The sequence below is a fragment of the Spirosoma sp. KCTC 42546 genome (assembly GCF_006965485.1).
Classification (GTDB): Bacteria; Bacteroidota; Bacteroidia; order Cytophagales; family Spirosomataceae; genus Spirosoma.
This window is the reverse complement of sequence record NZ_CP041360.1, coordinates 1,647,334-1,667,713: the sequence shown is the minus strand read 5'-3', so window position 1 is coordinate 1,667,713 and position 20,380 is coordinate 1,647,334. Positions and strand designations below refer to the sequence as shown.

Sequence of the window (20,380 nt, the reverse complement as noted above, 5' to 3'; positions counted from 1 at the left end):
GGACAAGTTTTATTTAGGCGGTTATTTAATGCAGATCAATCAGGGGACTTTGTCTGACATTAAAAAAAGTCCTCTTTAGGGGATTTAGGGGTATTTTAAGACTTTGTAATGGTTTCCTCCAGATTGTAGATGGTCGATACTACACGCATCAGTGCGGCCAATTTGGTCTTGTCAATTTGCGCGGGAATGGGATATTCACCAATAGCCAGTGATTTTTCGGTACTGGCTGGCGTCAGCTTTTTCAACTCCTTCTCGTAGTACGCCGTTAGCAGATCGGTTTCTTTTTCGTTTGGTTTCCGACTCACGATCAGCCGAAAGGCTTTATTGATCTTATCGTTCACCGCACTATTTTCCTGCAATAGTCGGGCGGCTAATACCCGAGACGCTTCCAACACCGTTGGGTCATTAAGCATCACCAATGCCTGCAAAGGTGTGTTGGTTTTCAGGCGCCTGACCTCACAGAGGTCGCGGTTGCTGGCATCGAAAATGGCCATTGAAGGCGGGGGAACGGTGCGCTTAATGAGCGTGTACATACCGCGCCGATACAGGCTTGAGCCATGATCCTGATTATAAGCCGACAATAGCCCACGACCCGACGTTGCGCCCTCCCACAGTCCGGCAGGCTGATACGGTTTTACACTTGGCCCACCAATGGTTGGATTCAATAATCCGCTACTGCTCAGCACTAAATCTTTGACAAATTCAGCATCAATACGATAACGTGGCCCTCGGGCCAGCAGCACGTTATCGGGGTCGGCGGCTAGCTTATCCGGGGTAATTTTGGCGGATTGACGATAGGTGGCCGAGGTCACCATCTGCTTAACCAGTCGTTTGATATCCCAGCCGTGATCCATAAAATCGACAGCCAGCCAGTCGAGGAGAGCAGGGTGCGTTGGCAAATCACCCTGCATGCCAAAATCGCCGGAGGTTTTAACGATACCTTTCCCGAAAAACTCCTGCCATAAATGATTGACATAGACGCGGGCTGTGAGCGGATTCTTTTTGTCGAACAGCCACTTCGACAGGCCTAGTCGGTTTTTAGGATAGCTTGGATCGAATGGAAGAATTGCTTTGGGCGTTCCGGGTTGAACTTCTTCGCCGGGCGCATCGTACGCACCTCGCTTCAATACAAATGTTTTCCGGGTCGTATCCAGATCACCCATCACCGACACAATCAGGCGGTTGGTATCCCGCTTATTCACGAACGACAAAATGCTTTGGATATCCTCATCGCAGATTTCCATCAGCGGCTTTTTGGCATAGGTATCAGGGCCACCAATCACCGATTCGATACCGACCTCCTTCACATTGTTGAAAAATGCGAAGAGCTGGTAATATTCTTTGTGCGAAAATGGATCGTATTTATGGTCGTGACAATGCGCGCATTCGATGGTTACGCCCAATAATCCCTTGCCGAACAGATCATTCCGATCCGTTACGTACATGGTCCGGTATTCTTCGGGAATGGTGCCCCCTTCCTCGGTTATTTTGTGATTCCGATTGAAACCCGTTGCAAGCAACTGCTCTTTAGTCGAGTTAGGCATCAAGTCGCCCGCCAATTGCCAGGTCACGAAATCGTTGTAATGCATGTTTTTGTTGAACGCATGAATCACCCAATCCCGCCAGGGCCACTGTGTTCGGTAGCCATCGTCCTGATACCCGTGCGAATCGGCATATCGGGCCAAATCCAGCCAATGCAGGGCCATTTTTTCGCCGTAGGCCGGGTTCTTCAATAATTGATCGACAACTTTCTCGTAGGCATTAGCACTCTTATCGGCCAGAAAACTATCCATTAGTTGCAGGCTCGGCGGCAACCCAACCAAATCCAGACTTAACCGCTTCAGCAACCGCTCTTTATCGGCTTCGTCGTTGGGTTTTATGCCCTTCTCTTCCTGTTTTTGCAGAATGAAATAATCAATTTCGTTTCTGGGCCAGTCGGTTTGTTTTACCTGCGGGATTGCTGGTTTCTTCGGGGCGACAAACGCCCAGTGTTTTTCGTAGGTTGCTCCCTGCTGAATCCATTTCTCGATGAGTTTTATTTCGCGCGCCGACAGTTTCAGATTCGACGAGGGTGGAGGCATCATCGTCGCAGTATCGGTCGAGCTGATCCGCAAGAACACTTCCGACAATTCTGGCTTTCCGGGTACCAGGGCATGCGCTGACGGATGCTCCTTCAGGGCTTTATAGGCACTTTCGGCCATATCGAGCCGAAGGCCAGCTTCGCGCTTATTGGCATCCGGGCCATGACACGCCAGGCATTTATCGGAAAGAATAGGCCGGATGTCAAAGTTATAGCTAACCACGTCCGGAATGGCCTCCGATCCCGTATGATTACCAGAACTCGTCGTGCAGGATTGCATATACCACACCAACCCCGCAATCACAGCCAGCAAATAGTATGGACTCATTCGCATAACAACGATTTGTTTACTAAAGTACTGTTAGTCGTATTCTTTTTAACCACAGAGGCACAGAGAATACAGCGTTTTAAATGCCTAACTTTTTGATGGTTAAATCTCTGTGTTCTCTGTGCCTCTGTGGTTAATATTTTTTTACCCAATCCTCACACCAGCAAGTCCATGACGGGTTTACCTAACCCATCGGGAGTCGAATAAAATGGACGTTTCTCCACCTCATAATGCGTATCTGGCGCAATGCCTAATGCGTGGTAAATCGTTTGGTGAATGCCGTCGATACGCACCGGATTTTCGATGGTTTTGCAGGGACGTTCGTCGGCGGTTTTGCCATAAACAAAGCCCTTTTTTATACCGCCACCAAACATGAGAATAGAACAACCGTCGGTAAAATGACGGTGCATGCCGTAGAATTTCAGGTCAGACAGAATATCAGGCTGATTGACCTGTTCCAGTACTTTAGCCCCTGGCCGCCCTTCAACCATCATATCCCGGCTAAATTCGCTGGCCAGTATCACCATAGTACGATCCAGGTGTCCGCTTTTATCCAGATCTTTTATCAGTTGCGCGATGGGGCCGTCGATCTGCTTTTTCATGTCTTCCAGACGCGTATGGCCATTTTCGTGCGTATCCCAACCCTTAAACGGTTCGTATTCTGTGGTAACGCTGATGAACCGGGCACCCTGTTCGGTGAGTCGGCGGGCGAGCAGGCAACCCAGCCCGAACTTACCTGTGTTGTAAATGTCGTAGCTGGCTTTGGGTTCTTTGCTCAGATCAAACGCCTTGGCTTCGGGCGAATTAAGGAGCATATATGCCTGCTCCATCGAGCGTTTGAGCGATTCTTTCTGGTAATCGCTGCCGAACTCACCCATCGGGCCGTTACTGATCAGGTCATTGTAGAGTTGATTTCGGCGCTCAAACCGTTTGGCATCCATCCCCACCGGCGGTCGAACGCTTTCCAGTCCCTGACTCGGATCGGGAATAAAGAATGGCCCAAACTCATTGCCCAGAAAACCAGCGGTATGAAACGCTTTCAGCTCTTCGGCTTCACCTACCGTAAACCGCTGGCCAATATCGACAAAGGCTGGAATTACTGGATTTTTTGGGCCTAGCTCTTTCGCGATCCAGGAACCTAAATGTGGAGCCGCCACCGTTTGGGGCGGCTCGTAGCAGGTGTGCCAATGGTACTGATGACGCGAGTGCAGAATATGCCCCATATCGGCAGCGACATACGACCGAATCAGCGTTCCCTTATCCATGACCTTGCCAATGGATTCGAGTCCTTCCGAAAAGTGAATGCCATCCAGCACCGTTGGCACGGGCTTGAACGTACTCAGAACCCGATTACCCTCCATACCCTTCTGAAACGGCGTATAGCGTTTGGGATCGAAGGTTTCGGTATGAGCCATGCCACCCGCCATCCAAAGCAGAATCACGGTATCGGCAGTACCAGCTGTTTCTCCAGGTTTTCGGGTCCGGCTGCAACCTGATAATAAACTCGATATGGGTGCACCGGCTGCCAGAGCGGCCATGGTAGCCGCACTTGTTTTCTGTAGAAACTCCCGTCTATTCCAGTACGTTTTCATGTTGTTGCGCCCTCCAAAGTACCCATACCGACCGGTTGTACATCAGGTAGTTATAAGGCACTAGATGTTGTTTTTTACTATCCTATTCGTGATGTCGGTTACTTATAACCGACATCTTAGGTTTCTCAAAACCTACTATTTGTACCGATAGGTTTTGAGAAACCTAAAATATCAGGTTGAAGAACCTGACATCACATCTGTGTCAAAAACTCAGTAAATCAACTGAAATTCGGGGTGCAGGCTGATGGCCCAGACCAGATCCTGAATGCCTTCTGTAGTCGGGTTCTTCCCAACAATTTTCTGAGCAATGGCTAATTCGTTTGGCTTTGGCTCGCGGCCCAGGGCTTTCCAGTACAGGTTTTTCACCAGCGCATCAGAATTAGGATAAGTAGCTTTCCATTGCTGGGCACCCCGTTTAAGCGCGTCGTTGAATTTCTCGCCGTTGGTCAATTCCAGTGCCTGCAACAGGTTGGCCTGCGACGACCGACTAGTGCTCACCGTTTCGCGATTTGGCCGACCCAGGGCTGTTAAGAATGGATCATTCTTCACCAACGATGCTCGTGGGAAGGGCATTTCCTTCTTGAGTTGTTTCGGAAACTGCTTCTCCACAATGGACGTATCTACGTAAATCGGACTAAACGCCAGACTCACTGCATCGGCAAACTGCTCGGCCGTAAGCCGACGTCGTACCATACCCTGAAAAACAAAGTTGGGCGATGTAATCAACTCAGCATCTTTAAGACCAACGGAGGGCAACTGATACGTTTTGGAAGTCAGAATGGTGAACATCAGCTTCTTGATATCGTAGCCATTCGTAGCAAAATCAGACGCCAGCCAGTCGAGCAAATCCTGACTCCAGGGTTCGTTATCCATCATATCGACAGGTTCGATAATACCCCGGCCCATTACCTGCGCCCAAATCCGGTTCACAACGGTGCGATATAAGCGACCATCTTTGGGCTGAACCAGAAAATTAGCCAGTTCACGGAGTCGTTCGTCGGTAGTGGCCTTGTCGTTGATTGTTCCCAGTTTCTCAAAAATGATCTTCGTACCAGCGAGTTTGCCCGTAGGTTTATCACACCGGTTTATTTCCAGCGTTGTATCGGCAAACACATTGGCAAAGGCGTAGGCATCGGCCAGTTTCCAGTCGCTGATAAAGCTGTCGTGGCAGGAAGCGCATTTCAGATTCAGCCCCAACAACACCTGCGACACGTTTTGAGCGGCCTGCATTTCTGTCCGCTGACTCGAATTGATCGTACCCCGCCATTTTATCCCTTTAATAAACCCCGCCGACTCTTTGGTTGGACTCACGAGTTCCCGGACAAACTGGTTGTACGGTTTGTTCGTTTTCAGGGACGTATACAACCAGTTCGTAATATCGAATCGACCGCCGGTAATGTAGCCAGTACCCGTGTAATCATTGCGGAGCGCATCGTTCCAGAATGTTAGCCAGTGCTGGGCATAATCCGTATTCCGACCAAGTAATTCGTTGACCAAAAGCTCTCGTTTGTTGGGCCGGGGATCGGCTTCAAAGGCTTTTAGCTTTTCGGGGCTTGGGAGCAATCCTACCACATCCAGATAAACCCGGCGCATGTACGTACGATCGTCTACGACGTTTTTCCAGGCAAGTTTGTGTTGCTGAAAATAGACGTTCACGAAGCGGTCAACGGGGTTTGTAATACCAGCCGGAGCGTCAGGCAAAGCAGGCAGGCGTGGCTCTAAATCAGCTACCCGATAAATGCTTTTTTCGGCACCACTCGGCCAGGGTGCTCCCTGTTGAATCCAGAATTCGAGCAGAGCAATGTCGTGGTCGGACAGGCGCTTACCTTTGGTCGGCATGGCATCGTCGTGACCCGCCGGGAGTTTGATGCGTCGGATTATATCGCTCTTTTCGGGGTGTCCAGCTACTAAAATCTCGCCATCCTCGCCCCCTTTCATCACGAACTCTTTTTTATCCAGCCGCAAACCACCTTTGGTTTTGGTCGCGCTATGACAGCTGTAGCAATTATGCGCCAGAATGGACCGGACTTCCAGGTTCAATTCTCCAATCTGCTTGTCGTTTAGGGGTTGGCCAGCAGTCGCACTCGCAAAGGCAAATTTCGACTCCTCTCCTACTGGACTACTGCCAGCCCCTTTGCCAAACGGCAGTACGCTGCTCAGATAATCGTCGCCGTGGGTGAGCATGGCCCCATAATGTCCGGCCAGGCTCACCCCAACGACCGTTATGAACAACAAACTTCGATATAACTCGATACGACCACTCCGTAGCGCGAGTACCGTCCCTATCGCCAGGACCATCGTTGCTAATCCCGACCATTGGTGAATGGTTACGGTGCTTCCGCCGTAATCGTCCTGATTTACTAATACCAATCCCAGGGCTGCGGCCACCACCGAACTGATGGCCCCAACCCAGACCATAGCCCGGATGCCTGCCTGCATATCGGTCGACTTACGAAACCAACCGACAACTTCGAGCAATAAGGCTATGCACAAAAGTCCAACCGGAAAATGAACGATTAGTGGATGTAAACGGCCCAGAAATTGCCAGAGCCAAAACGATTCAGTTAAGATTGCTATCACGTCGAAAAAAGTACTCGAAGTCTCTGATTTACTGCCGTTACCTGACAAAGGCCATGGCAACCCCTCCATCTACATTAAGTACATTACCTGTCGATTTGCTTAATAGGCCATTCACAAAGGCCAGACAGGCATTGGCAATATCTTCGGGCAGGATGATTTCGTTCAGAAGAGTCCGTTTAGCGTAATAGGCCGGTAATTCAGCCACAGTTATGCCATAGGCTTTGGCACGACCTTCGGCCCAGGCACCCGCCCATATTTTGGAATCAGAAATAACCGCATCTGGATTAACCACATTGACGCGAATATGATCTTTACCCAGTTCGGCGGCATTCAATCGGCTCAGGTGCAGTTGGGCCGCTTTGGCCGAACCATATCCGGCATTATTCGGACCAGAAACCAATGCGTTTTTACTGACGATATTGAGTACATCGCCCCCCAAATCCTGTTTGCGCATGATGGCAACGCCTTGTTGGGTAACCAAAAACTGCCCTTTTACGAGCACATCATACAGCAAATCCCAATCGGCCTCGGTGTGTTCTTCAATGGGCTTGGAGATGGACAAGCCCGCACAATTGACCACAATATCGACACCGCCAAAGGCTAAACTAGCCGTCTTGTAAGCACCTGCAATCGCGTCTGTGCTGGTTACATCGAGTTGGGCTATCGCGTGTGTATCTCTGCCGTATTGTTTCCGAAATTCGTCGTTGGCTGATGAAAGCCGGTCGGCATCATTATCATTGATCACGACGCAAGCCCCTTCATCCGCAAACTTTTTGGCGATGGCCTTTCCAATGCCACCCGCGCTACCCGTAATGAGCGCGACCTTGCCGGTCAATGGCTTGGGCTTGGGCATTCGCTGAAGTTTGGCTTCTTCCAAAAGCCAATATTCAATGTTGAAGGCTTCCTGTCTCGGCAATGAAGTATAACCCGAAATGGCTTCGGCACCCTTCATCACGTTGATGGCATTGATATAGAACTCAGCCGCCACACGAGCCGTCTGTTTGTCCTTCGCGAACGTGAACATACCAACGCCTGGCCAAAGAATAACGACCGGATTTTTATCGCGAATAGCTGGGGAGTTAGGATGCTTACACGTATCATAATACGCCTGATACATGTCGCGATAGGCCTCGAAAGCAGGCGTCAATTTCTCCCGAATAGCAGTACCATCGGTCACGTCCTGATCGGGAGCTAATTCCAGCACAAGCGGGCTGATCTTCGTGCGCAGAAAGTGGTCCGGGCAGCTGGTGCCCATTGGGGCCAGCCGGTCGAGATCGGCCGAGTTGATAAATTCCAGCACCCGATCATCGTCGGTAAAATGCCCGATCATGCGGTTCTGGCTCGAACACAGTCCCCGAAGAATGGGAGCTAGTTGCGCGGCCTGGGTTTGGCGGTCTTCTTTCGGTAAGGATTCACGGACTGAGCCACCAAATTGAGGCCCATTCTTCGTATAGCTATCTTCCAGAAACTGGGCGCAGGTTTCAATAACGTCGAGGGTATTCACGTAACTTTCATAGGCCGTGTCACCCCAGGTGAACAGGCCGTGAGAGCCTAACATAATTCCCCGCAGGTTGGGATTTTCGGTGATGCACTGCTCCAGTTTCAGGCCCAGATCGAAGCCCGGCCGCTGCCAGTCGACCCAGCCAATAGCCCCATTGAATAATTCTTCCGTAATCCGTTTACCGTCTTTGGCCGCTGCAATAGCAATGGCGGCATCGGGGTGAAGGTGGTCGATGTGCTTATAGGGCAAAAAACCGTGTAGCGGTGTGTCAATAGAAGGGGCTTTAGAGGCTAAATCGAAAATACTGTAATTGAACAACTCAACCATTTCGTCTTCAAATTCAAGACCCCGGTATACTTCTTTAAGACTATGCAATCGATTCATATACAGAGCCGCCAGTCCACCACGTGTGAGGGTGCCAATATCGCCCCCGGAACCTTTTATCCACATTACTTCGGTAGGCTTCCCGGTGAGTGGATCGCGGGCCGTGGTTTTGCAGGATGTATTGCCTCCGCCGTAATTGGTAAGACGCAAATCGGCCCCCAACAAATTGGAGCGATAAAGCAGTAAAGCAACTTCCTGCTCCTGTGGATCGGCATTAGCCAGAGAGGCCGCTTTTTCTTCATCCCATAAGTAACTGACGTGTCGATAGGCTTTGATAGCTGATAGCATAACTGAGTAATTAGATAGGTTATATGATTAGTATTAGTGCTTGATCGCTTTTGTCTAATGAAGGCTGAAAGTAGGCGGTCGTTACCCAGAGACTTTCCTATACTGTCCTAGTATTTTGACCATTAAGAGTATTTTTTTGTACGAAACCAATAGCCCATGCTTTATCACATAAAGATTAACGACTATTCAAATACGCCCAAATACCAGCAGATTTATAATTCAATAGTAGAAGGCATTGAAAATCGGGATATTCTGCCGGGCGACAAACTACCGTCTATCCATGAACTGTGTGCCGAATTCGATATCTCGAAGGGTACGATCGAGCGGGCCTACGAACTCCTGAAAGAGAAGGAAATTATTGGCGCGGTAAAAGGAAAAGGTTTTTACATTAACTACACACCCACCGGAAACAACCTGAAAATATTCCTGTTATTCAACAAGTTAAGCGCCCACAAAAAAATCATTTACGACTCCTTTGTTGAACTACTGGGGCCGGGTGTGGCCATTGACTTTTTTATCTACAACAATGACTTTCGGCTATTTCGGGATTTGATTCAGCGGCAGGCTCGCAATCATACCCATTACGTGATCATCGGCCATTTTTTTGAGGGTGGCGAAAAAGCCGATGAATTGATCAACAGTTTGCCAAAGCACAAATTAATTATTCTGGATAAGTTAGTGGAGGGGATAACGGGCAGCTATGGTGCGGTATTCCAGAATTTTGAACGCGACCTGTATCAGTCACTAACCGATGCACTCCCACTGCTGAAAAAGTACTCGACCCTGGGCATGTTATTTCCTTCGTATAGTTACCACCCCAAGGCCATTCTGAACGGATTTTACAAATTCTGTTATGAGCACGGATTCAAAACCAGGGTGATCAATACCGTTCAGAATGAGGTCATTCAGCCAGGCCACGCCTATATCAATCTGATGGAAGAAGATCTGGTTGAGCTCATCAAGCGCATAAAAGAAACGCCTTATATTGTTGGGCAGGAAGTGGGCATTCTTTCGTACAATGATACACCCCTGAAAGAGTTTTTACTGGATGGAATTACCGTGATCTCCACCGATTTCGCCCAAATGGGCCGAACAGCCGCTCGCTTAGTCCTGAACGCCAGTGTCGAACACGTAGAAAACCCGTTTCGGCTTATTGTGCGCAAATCGCTGTAACCACTGAGTACATCGCCGGATTTATCTGTAGCTGAAAAATCATAGTAGCCTTTTGGGTAAATTTCGCCGTATATATTCTTATCAGTTAGAACTCCTATTCATTTTCTCATGAATCAGTCAGATAACTCTACGCCTGAGCAAAACAGCCCAGGCACAACTTCGAGACGGCAATTCATTCAGGCTAGCGCGTTAGCGGCTACCAGTTTCTTTATCGTACCTCGCCATGTACTCGGTGGCAAAGGTTTCATTGCACCCAGCGACAAACTCAACATTGCCGGTGTCGGTTTTGGCGGTAAAGGGTTCAGTGATACCAATAACTCATACAACAACGGAGCCAACAACATTGTGGCTCTTTGCGATGTAGACTGGGGCCTCCCCCGCGTTAAAGAAAACTTCACTAAGCACCCCAACGCAAAACGGTATAAGGATTTCCGGGAGATGCTGGATAAGGAAGGCAAAGCTATTGACGCCGTGACCGTATCAACCGCCGACCATACACACGCCGTTGTAGCGATGGCAGCCATGCAGCGCGGTAAGCACGTGTATGTACAGAAACCCCTGACACACAACATTTACGAAGCCCGGATGCTCACCGAGGCCGCTCGTAAATACAAGGTTGTGACCCAAATGGGTAACCAGGGATCGTCTAATCCACAGCAGAAACAAATGGTGGAATGGTTCGACAAAGGACTGTTGGGAACGGTGCACACCGTTAACCTCTGGACCAACCGACCCGTTTGGCCACAAGGTATTCCGGTTCCACAACCAGCCTCCGAAACTCCTGTTGATCTGGATTGGGATCTTTGGCTCGGACCCGCTCAAAAAGTTGGCTATACGCCTGCCTATCACCCATTCAAATGGCGTGGCTGGTGGAACTTTGGTGCTGGCGCGTTGGGCGACATCGGTTGCCACATCATGGACACCCCGTTCCGCGTACTCGGCCTGGGTTACCCAACCGAAGTTGAAACCAGCGTTGGACAGGTATTTATCAAAGACTGGACACCTGAGTACATTCCTGAAGGTTGCCCACCGTCGTCGCACGTGGAGTTGAAATTCCCGGCAACGGCCAAAAATAAGTCGGTGGTAAAAATGATCTGGGAAGATGGGGGTATTCGTCCGTTCCGTCCAGAGATGCTGCCAGCCGGTGAACCTATGCCAGAAAATGGTGAAAACGGCGTACTTATTCACGGCGACAAAGGATTGCTAATCTGTGGCATGTACGGTGAAGATCCAAAGCTCTACACTAAAGATGGCCAGAAAATAGTTGGTGATCCGAAACCAAAACCTGCCGATGGCTCCAAACCATTGCCAGAAAATGGACACCAGGTATTGTGGACTGAAGCGTGTAAAGCCGGTTTCAACAGCAAAGAGCACAAAGCACTGACTTCGTCATTTGATTTTGCCGGACCACTGACCGAATCCGTTCTGATGGGTAACTTAGCCATCCGTAGCTATAACGTTCGCACGCCCAAAGCCGACGGAAAAGGCTTCAACTATCCTGGCCGGAAACAACTGACCTGGGATGGTAAAAACATGAAAATCACGAATTTCGACGAGGCTAACCAGTTCGTTAAGCGCGAGTACCGCCAAGGCTGGTCGTTAAACGCGTAGGATTTAGTGGAATAAGTAAAGTGGGTGGAGTAAGTGAAAGAGTAGGTATCAACGACCTGGTTTACTCACTCCACCCACTTTACTTATTCCACCAATTACTTACTTCACTAGCAACGACTGCACCATTGTCTTTAATCGTGCGTGCGCTACATACGCCCAGATCAGTAGCATATACATGGAAAAATCCTGATACGACACCGGAAATGCTATGTTGTTAATGTAATACCGGGTAGCTGTAAAATCGAGCGTAGGTGTAAACCCGATAAGATTTTCATACCCCAAAATAAGCGTGAGCCCGAGCGCGTAGAATAGGTAGTGGGGTTTACGAATTGCCCACAATATACCCGCCAGAGCCGTTGCCCCAAATCCGGCATAATGTTTCCAGGTCAATGCCAGATCCGTTGTTGCGGCAACATAAACAGAATAAACCTGTACGGCTAAAAGGACAAAAACGATAAGCCCATAGCCGTAAAACTCTTTTAATTGAGCACGCTGCATAGAGGTAGTAGTTACGATAAGCGATCAATCCAATTGATAAAAATACGCTAAAAACTACTACGCATATAGGCTAACACTAACTATTTTTTCGGGAGTCCTTCGTTAAAAAATACAACTAACCCATCTTTACCAGCCACAACAATGTCTTTTCGACCGGTTTTGTGCAAATCAGCTACGGCAAAATAAATACCCGTTCCTTTGCCCACCCCTGCCTGACCATAGGCAATGTCGTGCTTCACAAACTGCTTTTTAGACGTGTCCCATGTAAAATAATACAGGCCTACGGGATCTTCTTCGCCGGGGTCTCTTCCATTGTGTGCCCGAAAACGTTTACCCGTTAGCAGTTCCGGGCGGCCATCGCCTGTAATATCTATCCATTCCAGGCAATGGTACTGGGAATTTTTGTCATCAATCAGGTGCTTTGTCCAACCGCGTTGTCCACTGGCATCACGAGTCTGTTCGTACCAGTGTAAGCCATAACTGTGGCCCTGCCCTACTATAATGTCATTGCGCTGATCGCCATTTACATCTGTCACAATAATGGGAACGCTGGCCGTGCCAAAAGCAAACTCTTTATGTAACGTCCAAGGACCAGACTCCCGGTCTACAGGTGCTTCGAGCCAGCCATCACTGACAATTAAATCCCCTCGACCATCGCCGTTAATATCCCCAAATCCCAGACCATGTCCCTGGGTTGGAGCGACTGTTACCGTCTTGAAGACACCCGGACTTACCAGTTTGATGTATTTGAGCGGATTATTCGGGTTATTCGGTACAATGTCAATGGTACCGTCGCCATCTACATCCCAGGCGCGTGTCGTTTCTACATTACCAACTTTGCCAATCTCGTGTAACGGCCACTGACTATCTTTTTTTGCTGGATTTTCGACCCAGCGTAATGTCTGATCAAACCAGCCACCGGTTATGAAATCCATACGGCCATCGCCGTTAACATCGAGCGGAATGGTCGAAAAATCGTCGTAATACTGATCTTTTCGGGGTTCATTTCCAATCAGGTGCCGGTTACGAAAGCGCGGTCCTTCATACCAGAAGTCGCCGGATACAATATCGAGGGTATCGTTTTTGTCAACATCAAACACACCTACTGACTCGTAGCTTTCGGCAGCCACAAAATAGCGATTGAAGCGGAGTATAGGTTCGGGAGCGGTTGCACTACCAACGAGTAGAAGCAGGGATATACCACCAAGGATTCGTAGCATACAGTACGTTTTTCCTCCTGTAAGTTATATTCTTTCTATTTTCTACTGTTTCGAAGCATTTAAAACATAAAACATCCAGTGATTGGTAACTGCTTTTTCACGACTACTATAGTACTCCCTATGGTGGAACGCAGAAAGCATTCTGGTAGATTCTTTAGAGTTCATTAGACTGAAAATCAGGGTATAGAGAATCTAGTAGAAACTAACTTGGACGAACACTAATTGGTGTCATATACTTTACTCTACTTTCTCTCTGACAGGGAAAACATCATGATAGAAAAGCTGGAAAAAGCTTTCGAACTTCTGCTTATAAGACTGGCCAATCGGCACCTTTAGTTGGCCAATATAGAGTTGATTATGGCCATAGCTTGTTACGTTACCGATATTGACCAAGAAGGATTTATGCACCCGCATGAACTGGTTGTCTGGCAATCGTTCAACCAAAGACGCAAGCGATTCATTGACAATAGTAATCTGTTGGTTGCTGTATAGCTTACTGTAGATACCGTACCCTTCAATATAATCGATTTCATTTAAGGAAAACCGTTGATACTGCCGACCGGCTTTAAGAAATATAAAGTCTTTGGCGGTATAAATGGCCTTATTAATCTGTATCCCCATGCTCATATTGATGGCTCGCATAAACCGCTCTGAAGTAAAGGGCTTGAGCAGGTAATCAGAAAATCCTAAATCATAACACTGAACGGCGTAATCAGCATGGCTCGTAATAGCAATTTTGGGAATGAAGTTGCCATTGGGTGAAAATAATGACAGGCTGGACTCACCTCCAAGTTCGATATCGACTAGTAACAAATCGAACTGTTTTTGTTTAAGCGCCTGTTTTGCCTCAGCTGTTGTTGTTGCTACCGTAGGCTCATCAAAAAAAGGGATTCTCGCTAATTCACCCTTTATTAATTCCACAAAAAGTGGAGAGTCCTCAATAATAAGGGCCTGGTAAATTCTCATAGAATAGCAAATTCAAGTTACGTAGTGATACTAAATACGAAAAAATATACAAGCAAAATTCATACTACTCCTCTTTCGGTTACGCCTATACGTAAGCAATCACCCTAAAAAAGGGTGGCCCCGACTTAGTAAAACCATGTTGAGTGCATGCATATAGCTCTGATTTAGAATACCTTTACTAGAAAAATGAGGTATTTCCTTTGTAGTAAAGCTAGTTCTAGTGCTTAGACGAAAGAGTCACTAACTAGTAACTTGGAAGTCTAAGTATCTTTATCAGGCCGTTCTCTTACGCAGGTTATTATACAAGTAAACACACGTCTGAAAAGCTAATTTTCCTTAACGTTGATAACCCTTACTGCCGCTTGTAAATTAGGGGCTGTAGCCTGTATGGAAATAACCCCTACCCTTCCCTTCGGGCGAACAATGGCCAGGCATCGACCCTGAAACGTTGTTTTTTGAGGAGCCTGAAAACTGCTCAAATCCGTTGGGTTGGCCGTACCTACACCCACCAGTTCACCAACGCCTGTTAATTGAAACGAAATGGGAATAGCCCCATCTGGAACCCGATTTTCGTTCGCATCGACCACCTCCACCGATACATACGACAAATCAGACCGGTCGGCTCGGATAGTTGCACGATCGGCTATTAGTCGAAGATGATGGGGCTTTCCGGCAGTGATCAATTCAGTAGAGCCCGTCAATTTTCCTCTATCAAAGCTTGTTGCTTTGAGTCTGCCCGGTTGATACGGGACCGTAAATGTCGCCGTAATGATGCTGTCGGATAAGTGTTTTTCGCCAATGAGTTTGCCGTTCAACTCCAGTCGAACCAGCGAACTACGTGAGAAAACCCGCACCTGAAGCGGCTTCCCTTCGGCTCCTGCCCATGACCAGCTTTGGTGTTCATCCGGCCAGCCCCAATTAGTAACGGTTTCCTTCATACCGTCAGGAATCGGACTGTGAACAGCCATTGCAATGGGTCGATTACGCCAGACCACATCCCGATAGTAGGATTGCGGCTTTTTAAACCCGATCAGATCCAGGTCTCCACACCAGGCATTAAACCAGGGCCACGGCAACACCGCTCGGGTACTGTCTTTGGCCGACTTTGGCTGAAGCAATGCATGTCCAATGGCCGTTTCGCCCATATAATCCATGGCAGTCCAGACAAAATCACCAATCACATACGGGTGTTTTTCAACCTGTTGCCAGTTTTCAAACGCTTCCTTTGCGAAGGTTTCTGTGCCCAATATAACTCGGTTTGGATGGCGCTGATGATCGGTCTCATAGTGCTTCCATTCGTAGTTATAACCGCCCACATCCAGCAAGGCAAAGGCCTTATCGGAGTCTTCCCAAACTTTACCACGATGCTCCCAGAATACACAAAGAGCTTCTGTAACCGGACGCGTTGGGTCCAACCGATGCACTGCATCAGCCAACTGTTTTGTAATAGTCAGGCCAGATGAATCGGCCCGTTCGTTGATTTCGTTGCCGATGCTCCACAGAATGACCGATGGATGATTTCGGTCGCGAAGAATCATGGCTTCCAGATCGCGCTGTCTCCATTCGTCGAAAAAGCGGTGATAGTCCTGGGGCTTTTTAGGCCGTTGCCACATATCGAACGCTTCATCGATGACCAGTAGTCCCAGTCGGTCGCAGGCATCCAGAAAAGCCGTAGAAGGCGGGTTGTGACTCGTTCGAACGGCATTGAATCCATTGGCTTTCAGCAGTTCCACTTTCCGTTCTTCAGCCCGATCTATAGCAGCGGCTCCCAAGGGGCCGTTATCGTGGTGAACACAGCCACCTTTCAGTAATACCCGTTTCCCATTCAGCACAAAGCCATGTTCAGCATCGACCTGAACGGAACGAATACCAAAGGCTATCGTAAGACTATCCAGCCGTTTTTTACCTGATACCAAAACAACGTTAGCCCGGTACAACCAGGGCGTTTCGGTCGACCATAACTGCGGAGTAGCCACAGACACGAGTTGTTTACAATCTACTCGACCATTGCCCGATACGGTAACTTCCTGCCAACTTGTCCCGACCGACTTCCCATTCGGGGCCATCAGGGTCGTTTGCACCGAAATTGGCATGGGCTTGCCGGTACTATTTGAAATCGTGGTAATAGCTTGTATTTGAGCCGTTTTACCAGAAACCTGCGGGGTTGTGATCGACACCCCCATCGGGATAATATGCACGGATTCAGCAACAGTTAGCCAAACGTGCCGGTAGATGCCCGAACCAGTATACCAGCGACTATTTTGACCCAGATTCTTTACGCGAACCGCCAGTACATTTGTCTGACCAAGCGGCAATAAATAAGGAGTCAGGTCATAGCCAAACGACGTATAGCCATAAGGATGATAGCCCAGATGATGCCCGTTCAGCCAGACATCCGTTTCCATATAGGCCCCATCGAATTGAATACCAACCATCTTTCCAGCTTCTGACGGATTTATCGTAAATGATTTGCGATACCAGCCTACTCCCCCAACAGCGTAGCCGGTCGACGTGCCTCCTGCGCTGGCGCGCGAAAATGGACCAGCTACCTGATTAGGCATCTGGCCTGGCAAATCTTCGATACTCCAATCGTGCGGTAAGTCAAGCCTTCGCCAGTTAGCGTCGTTGTAAGTAGGCAGTTCCGCCTTAACCGTACTGTCTTTCAAAAACCGCCAATCGGCGTCAACCAGGCGGGTTCGGGTTGGTTTGGTCTGCGAAAAAGTAGTGATCGTCGTCAGTAAACTGCAAACAAAAAGTAGTAGTTTCAACATTGGCTAGTGAGATTCCTGGCACCTATTTCAGTAGGAAATGAGCGTTTTCCTCTGGTATTCAGCTCTAGAAGGGCCAGTTCATAGAATCATACCGATTTTGCAAGGGAGGAACAAATTTACTTTTTGACAGGATTTACAGGATGAACAGGATTGGTCTTGCTCATAAAAATCCTGTTCATCCTGTGAATCCTGTCAAAAAGTACACCTCCCTCATTTCCGTGCTGAATTATTTCTATTTGATTAAAAAAAAATACCATAACCCTTGACTTTAAAAGTTTCAGACTTATATCTTTGTACAACCCAACTTAGTGCGTTAAGCTCGATGAAAAAAAATCTCCGCTGGTTGATCGTTTTCCTTCTCTTTATCGCTACAGGCTTAAGCTTTCTGGATCGGCAGGTGCTGTCGATTGCGATCATTAAGATTCAGCAGGAGTTTCATATTACAGACGTGCAATACGGTCTGATCAATACCAGCTTCCTAATCAGCTACGCCATTATGTTCACGCTCGGCGGCTGGCTCATTGACCGGGTGGGTGGTAAACTGGGGCTGGCAATTTCGGTGGGTGTATGGTCGGTAGCGAACAGCCTGCATGCGGTCATGAATTCCTTTTCGCAATTACTGACCTTCCGGTTCTTTCTGGGCATGGGCGAAGGGGGTTGTTTCCCCGGAGCCGCCTGGACGGTTTATCGGTGGTTTGACAAGGAAGAGCGGGCATTAGCGAATGGAATCGCCATTGGGGGCTCGGCTATTGGTGCCGTAGTCGCCCCTCCCCTAACCATCTGGCTATCGACAAATTATGGCTGGCGTGGTGGCTTCCTAATCCCCGGACTTATTGGCATTGTGTGGGTAATTGCCTGGTTAGTAACGCCCTGGAAGAAAGAAAACATGGCGAGTTTGGCTCAGTTAGAATCTGGCCCCAAAGAGACCGTTTCTTTTCTCGAGTTACTCAAAAAACGACCTACCTGGGTGTTCATCATCATCCGGTTTCTGCTCGATCCGGTGTTTTATTTCATGATGTTCTGGATTCCGAAGTACCTCAGTTCGGTTCGGAATGTCTCGTTTGACCAGATTGGTAAGCTGTTCTGGATTCCCTTTTTGGCCCTGGGTATTGCCAACATTCTCGGCGGTTGGTTTTCGGGGCAATTAATCGCTCACCAGTATTCGATCAATAAAGCCCGAAAAACGGTGATGGGCATTGCGGCTTTGTTAACGCTTTCGGCACCCGCTATTTCGTGGGTTTCGTCGGTAGAGGTAGCCGTGGCGCTGATGGCGGTATTCATGTTTGCGCATGGCTTCTGGATCACGAATTACATCACGTCAATTTCCGATATGTTCGGTCAGAAGGCCACCTCAACAGTGGTCGGGCTTTCGGGAACAGCGGGGGCCGTTTCAAGTTTATTGCTTAATCCACTGATGGGCGTAGTTATTCAACGATACTCGTATACACCCCTCTGGATTGCGTCAGGACTGCTTTACCCATTGGCGTTTGTGCTGTTGGTAGTCCTGATTCCCAGGATTAAAACGCTGGCTCTGGGGGCAAAACAGGAGTTTGTTAACCAGGCTATGCCTACACCTTAACATTTGTCTGATTTACAGAATATTATCAATGAATTAACCACAGAGTGGTCCGCCATTGAGGCATTGAGAGCACAGAGTTGTAAAATATTGGTTTTAGTTGTTTAATCTCTGTGTTCTCTGTGCCTCTGTGGTGACTACTTTTTTTGACTATTTATTGATGTGACCCCGCTTGAGTCACACAGGGACTAAATGCGGCATCTGATTGTCCCATAGCCCCATCAAGGCGCTTAGAATCAAGAAAACTAGTATCAAAATCAACTTAGTGCACTAACCTTTCTAATCAAAGACACCAACTCTAATTTATATGCAGAGCCAATTACTGAACGGAGTAGCAGAAGCCAATGAAGCCAGATTCGCAAAACGAAAACCAACGCGTGCCCGGATTGGGGTGTTTGGTGTGGGGTATTTTAAATACTGGGGACAATTCGATGGATTACTGGACGATTTGCTCAAAAAACAAGCCGTCTTCATCGAGAAAATCGAGTCCCAACACTCGGTGGAGATTGTTGATTTTGGGCTTGTCGACGACGTTACGAAAGCCTATGAGCTTGTTCCGAAGCTTAACGCGGCCAATCTGGACCTGATTTTCTGCGACATGCTCACCTATGCAACCTCAAGTACGTTTGGGGTGATCATCAAAAGCATCGACACGCCTATTGTCCTGGTAGCCCTTCAGCCTGATAAAGCCATGAACTACAGTCAGGCATCGACCTATCTGCAACTGTACAACGACGACATCTGCGCCTTGCCTGAGTTTGCGGGTGTAGCTGTTCGGATGGGCAAAAAAGTGCCTCAAATGATTATTGGTACGCTCTATGACGACCCGGCTGCCGATGCCGAGATCAGTGAATATTGCCGGATTGCGGCTGTTTTGCACGACTTAAAAACGGCCAGAATCGGGCACATTGGTCACCCGATCGAAGCCATGCTGGACATGCACTCCGATTCAACGATGCTGACCGCTCATTTTGGCGCACACATCGTTCAGTGCGAAGCCCACGAAATCGTTACGCAGTATCAACAGGCAGCAGAAGGCGAAATCGAGGCTGTCAAAGAACGCATTCTGGCGTTTTTCGATACCCCCGACCCCGTCTCCGACCCTATCTCCGAAAAGCTGCGGGATTCTGATCTACAGATTGCGGCTCAGGCGGCTGTGGCGTTAGAAAAATTCATTAAGGCCAAAAAGTTAGATGGGCTTGCCTATTACTACGATGGCCCGGAAGAAAGTGACACCCGAGTAGTTATGTCGAACTTGATTGTGGGTAACTCCTTACTTCAGGGCGCGGGTTTCCCGATGTGTGGTGAATCGGATTTGAAAACCTGTATTGCCATGCTCATCATGGAGCGGCTGGGCATTGGCGGAAGTTTCGCCGAGTTTCACCCGGTCGATTTCAAGGAAGACTTTGTACTGGTCGGTCACGATGGCCCCCATAACATCGCCATTGCGGAAGGCCAACCCGTATTACGAAGCCTGAAAAAATACCACGGCAAACCCGGTTTCGGGGCGGGCGTCGAATTCAAAATCAAAGAGGGCCCGATTACGATGCTGAGCATCAACTCGACCTACGAAGGTAAAATGAAATTCATCATTGCCGAAGGAGAGTCGATTGCAGGGCCTATTCCGCCAACGGGCAATACCAATACGCGCGGCTTCTTCAAACCAGATGTTCGTACGTTCCTGAAACGCTGGATCAACGAAGGCCCAACCCATCATTTTGCCCTGGGTGTCGGTCATCATGCCGAAACGATTCAGAAGATCGCCGATTACCTGAAGATCGAATCCGTCATTATCAACGGATAAATCAATAA

General features: G+C 48.4%; 12 protein-coding genes. 4 read left to right on the top strand and 8 right to left on the bottom strand.

What is annotated here, in order from left to right; all coding sequences use genetic code 11:
• Window positions 1-95: 95 nt before the first annotated feature.
• The 4 genes from EXU85_RS06705 to EXU85_RS06690 form a co-directional block, all read right to left on the bottom strand.
• The gene (locus tag EXU85_RS06705; protein WP_371731991.1) at window positions 96-2,408 is read right to left on the bottom strand and encodes a PSD1 and planctomycete cytochrome C domain-containing protein; all 2,313 of its coding nucleotides are present in this window, start codon (window positions 2,406-2,408) and stop codon (window positions 96-98) included.
• A gap of 155 nt (window positions 2,409-2,563) precedes the next feature.
• Complete coding sequence (locus EXU85_RS06700) at window positions 2,564-4,000, bottom strand: DUF1501 domain-containing protein (protein WP_142771333.1); 1,437 nt, start codon at window positions 3,998-4,000, stop codon at window positions 2,564-2,566.
• A gap of 210 nt (window positions 4,001-4,210) precedes the next feature.
• A complete protein-coding gene (locus EXU85_RS06695) occupies window positions 4,211-6,577 on the bottom strand; it encodes a DUF1549 domain-containing protein (RefSeq protein ID WP_210422483.1) in 2,367 nt (788 codons plus the stop codon).
• Window positions 6,578-6,617: 40 nt separating this feature from the next.
• Entirely contained in the window at window positions 6,618-8,753 is a 2,136-nt protein-coding gene (locus tag EXU85_RS06690; protein WP_210422449.1) for a bifunctional aldolase/short-chain dehydrogenase, read from the bottom strand.
• A gap of 156 nt (window positions 8,754-8,909) precedes the next feature.
• Here EXU85_RS06690 and EXU85_RS06685 point away from each other — a divergent pair, with 156 nt between their 5' ends.
• Together EXU85_RS06685 and EXU85_RS06680 are read left to right on the top strand one after the other, a co-directional pair.
• On the top strand, window positions 8,910-9,926 hold the full coding sequence (locus EXU85_RS06685) for a GntR family transcriptional regulator (RefSeq protein WP_142771331.1): 1,017 nt from the start codon (window positions 8,910-8,912) through the stop codon (window positions 9,924-9,926).
• Window positions 9,927-10,034: 108 nt separating this feature from the next.
• Window positions 10,035-11,537, top strand: a complete 1,503-nt coding sequence (locus EXU85_RS06680) for a Gfo/Idh/MocA family protein (protein ID WP_142771330.1) — start codon at window positions 10,035-10,037, stop codon at window positions 11,535-11,537.
• A gap of 99 nt (window positions 11,538-11,636) precedes the next feature.
• Here EXU85_RS06680 and EXU85_RS06675 read toward each other — a convergent pair whose 3' ends face one another.
• From EXU85_RS06675 to EXU85_RS06660, 4 genes are all read right to left on the bottom strand, one after another.
• Window positions 11,637-12,035 (bottom strand): hypothetical protein, encoded by a 399-nt coding sequence (locus EXU85_RS06675; RefSeq protein ID WP_142771329.1) that lies wholly within the window; start codon window positions 12,033-12,035, stop codon window positions 11,637-11,639.
• Window positions 12,036-12,115: 80 nt separating this feature from the next.
• Window positions 12,116-13,255 carry a VCBS repeat-containing protein gene (locus EXU85_RS06670; RefSeq protein ID WP_142771328.1) on the bottom strand — a complete coding sequence of 380 codons (1,140 nt, stop codon included), beginning with the start codon at window positions 13,253-13,255 and terminating at the stop codon, window positions 12,116-12,118.
• Window positions 13,256-13,492: 237 nt separating this feature from the next.
• Window positions 13,493-14,221: a LytTR family DNA-binding domain-containing protein gene (locus tag EXU85_RS06665; RefSeq protein WP_142771327.1), complete on the bottom strand. Its 729-nt coding sequence runs from the start codon at window positions 14,219-14,221 to the stop codon at window positions 13,493-13,495.
• Between the two features lie 326 nt (window positions 14,222-14,547).
• A complete protein-coding gene (locus EXU85_RS06660) occupies window positions 14,548-16,992 on the bottom strand; it encodes a glycoside hydrolase family 2 TIM barrel-domain containing protein (RefSeq protein WP_142771326.1) in 2,445 nt (814 codons plus the stop codon).
• Window positions 16,993-17,314: 322 nt separating this feature from the next.
• On the opposite strand from EXU85_RS06660, the gene EXU85_RS06655 reads away from it, so the two are divergent.
• On the top strand, window positions 17,315-18,571 hold the full coding sequence (locus EXU85_RS06655; protein ID WP_142771325.1) for an MFS transporter: 1,257 nt from the start codon (window positions 17,315-17,317) through the stop codon (window positions 18,569-18,571).
• Between the two features lie 304 nt (window positions 18,572-18,875).
• On the top strand, window positions 18,876-20,372 hold the full coding sequence (locus tag EXU85_RS06650) for an L-fucose/L-arabinose isomerase family protein (protein ID WP_142771324.1): 1,497 nt from the start codon (window positions 18,876-18,878) through the stop codon (window positions 20,370-20,372).
• The last annotated feature ends 8 nt before the right edge of the window (window positions 20,373-20,380 follow it).

Excerpts from the sequence above, each read along its gene's own strand:
- EXU85_RS06705 (WP_371731991.1), bottom strand. The coding sequence starts at position 2,408 with ATGAGTCCATACTATTTGCTGGCTGTGATTGCGGGGTTGGTGTGGTAT.
- EXU85_RS06650 (WP_142771324.1), top strand. The coding sequence starts at position 18,876 with ATGCAGAGCCAATTACTGAACGGAGTAGCAGAAGCCAATGAAGCCAGA.
- EXU85_RS06665 (WP_142771327.1), bottom strand. The coding sequence starts at position 14,221 with ATGAGAATTTACCAGGCCCTTATTATTGAGGACTCTCCACTTTTTGTG.
- EXU85_RS06675 (WP_142771329.1), bottom strand. The coding sequence starts at position 12,035 with ATGCAGCGTGCTCAATTAAAAGAGTTTTACGGCTATGGGCTTATCGTT.
- EXU85_RS06660 (WP_142771326.1), bottom strand. The coding sequence starts at position 16,992 with ATGTTGAAACTACTACTTTTTGTTTGCAGTTTACTGACGACGATCACT.
- EXU85_RS06700 (WP_142771333.1), bottom strand. The coding sequence starts at position 4,000 with ATGAAAACGTACTGGAATAGACGGGAGTTTCTACAGAAAACAAGTGCG.
- EXU85_RS06670 (WP_142771328.1), bottom strand. The coding sequence starts at position 13,255 with ATGCTACGAATCCTTGGTGGTATATCCCTGCTTCTACTCGTTGGTAGT.
- EXU85_RS06690 (WP_210422449.1), bottom strand. The coding sequence starts at position 8,753 with ATGCTATCAGCTATCAAAGCCTATCGACACGTCAGTTACTTATGGGAT.
- EXU85_RS06685 (WP_142771331.1), top strand. The coding sequence starts at position 8,910 with ATGCTTTATCACATAAAGATTAACGACTATTCAAATACGCCCAAATAC.
- EXU85_RS06655 (WP_142771325.1), top strand. The coding sequence starts at position 17,315 with ATGAAAAAAAATCTCCGCTGGTTGATCGTTTTCCTTCTCTTTATCGCT.
- EXU85_RS06680 (WP_142771330.1), top strand. The coding sequence starts at position 10,035 with ATGAATCAGTCAGATAACTCTACGCCTGAGCAAAACAGCCCAGGCACA.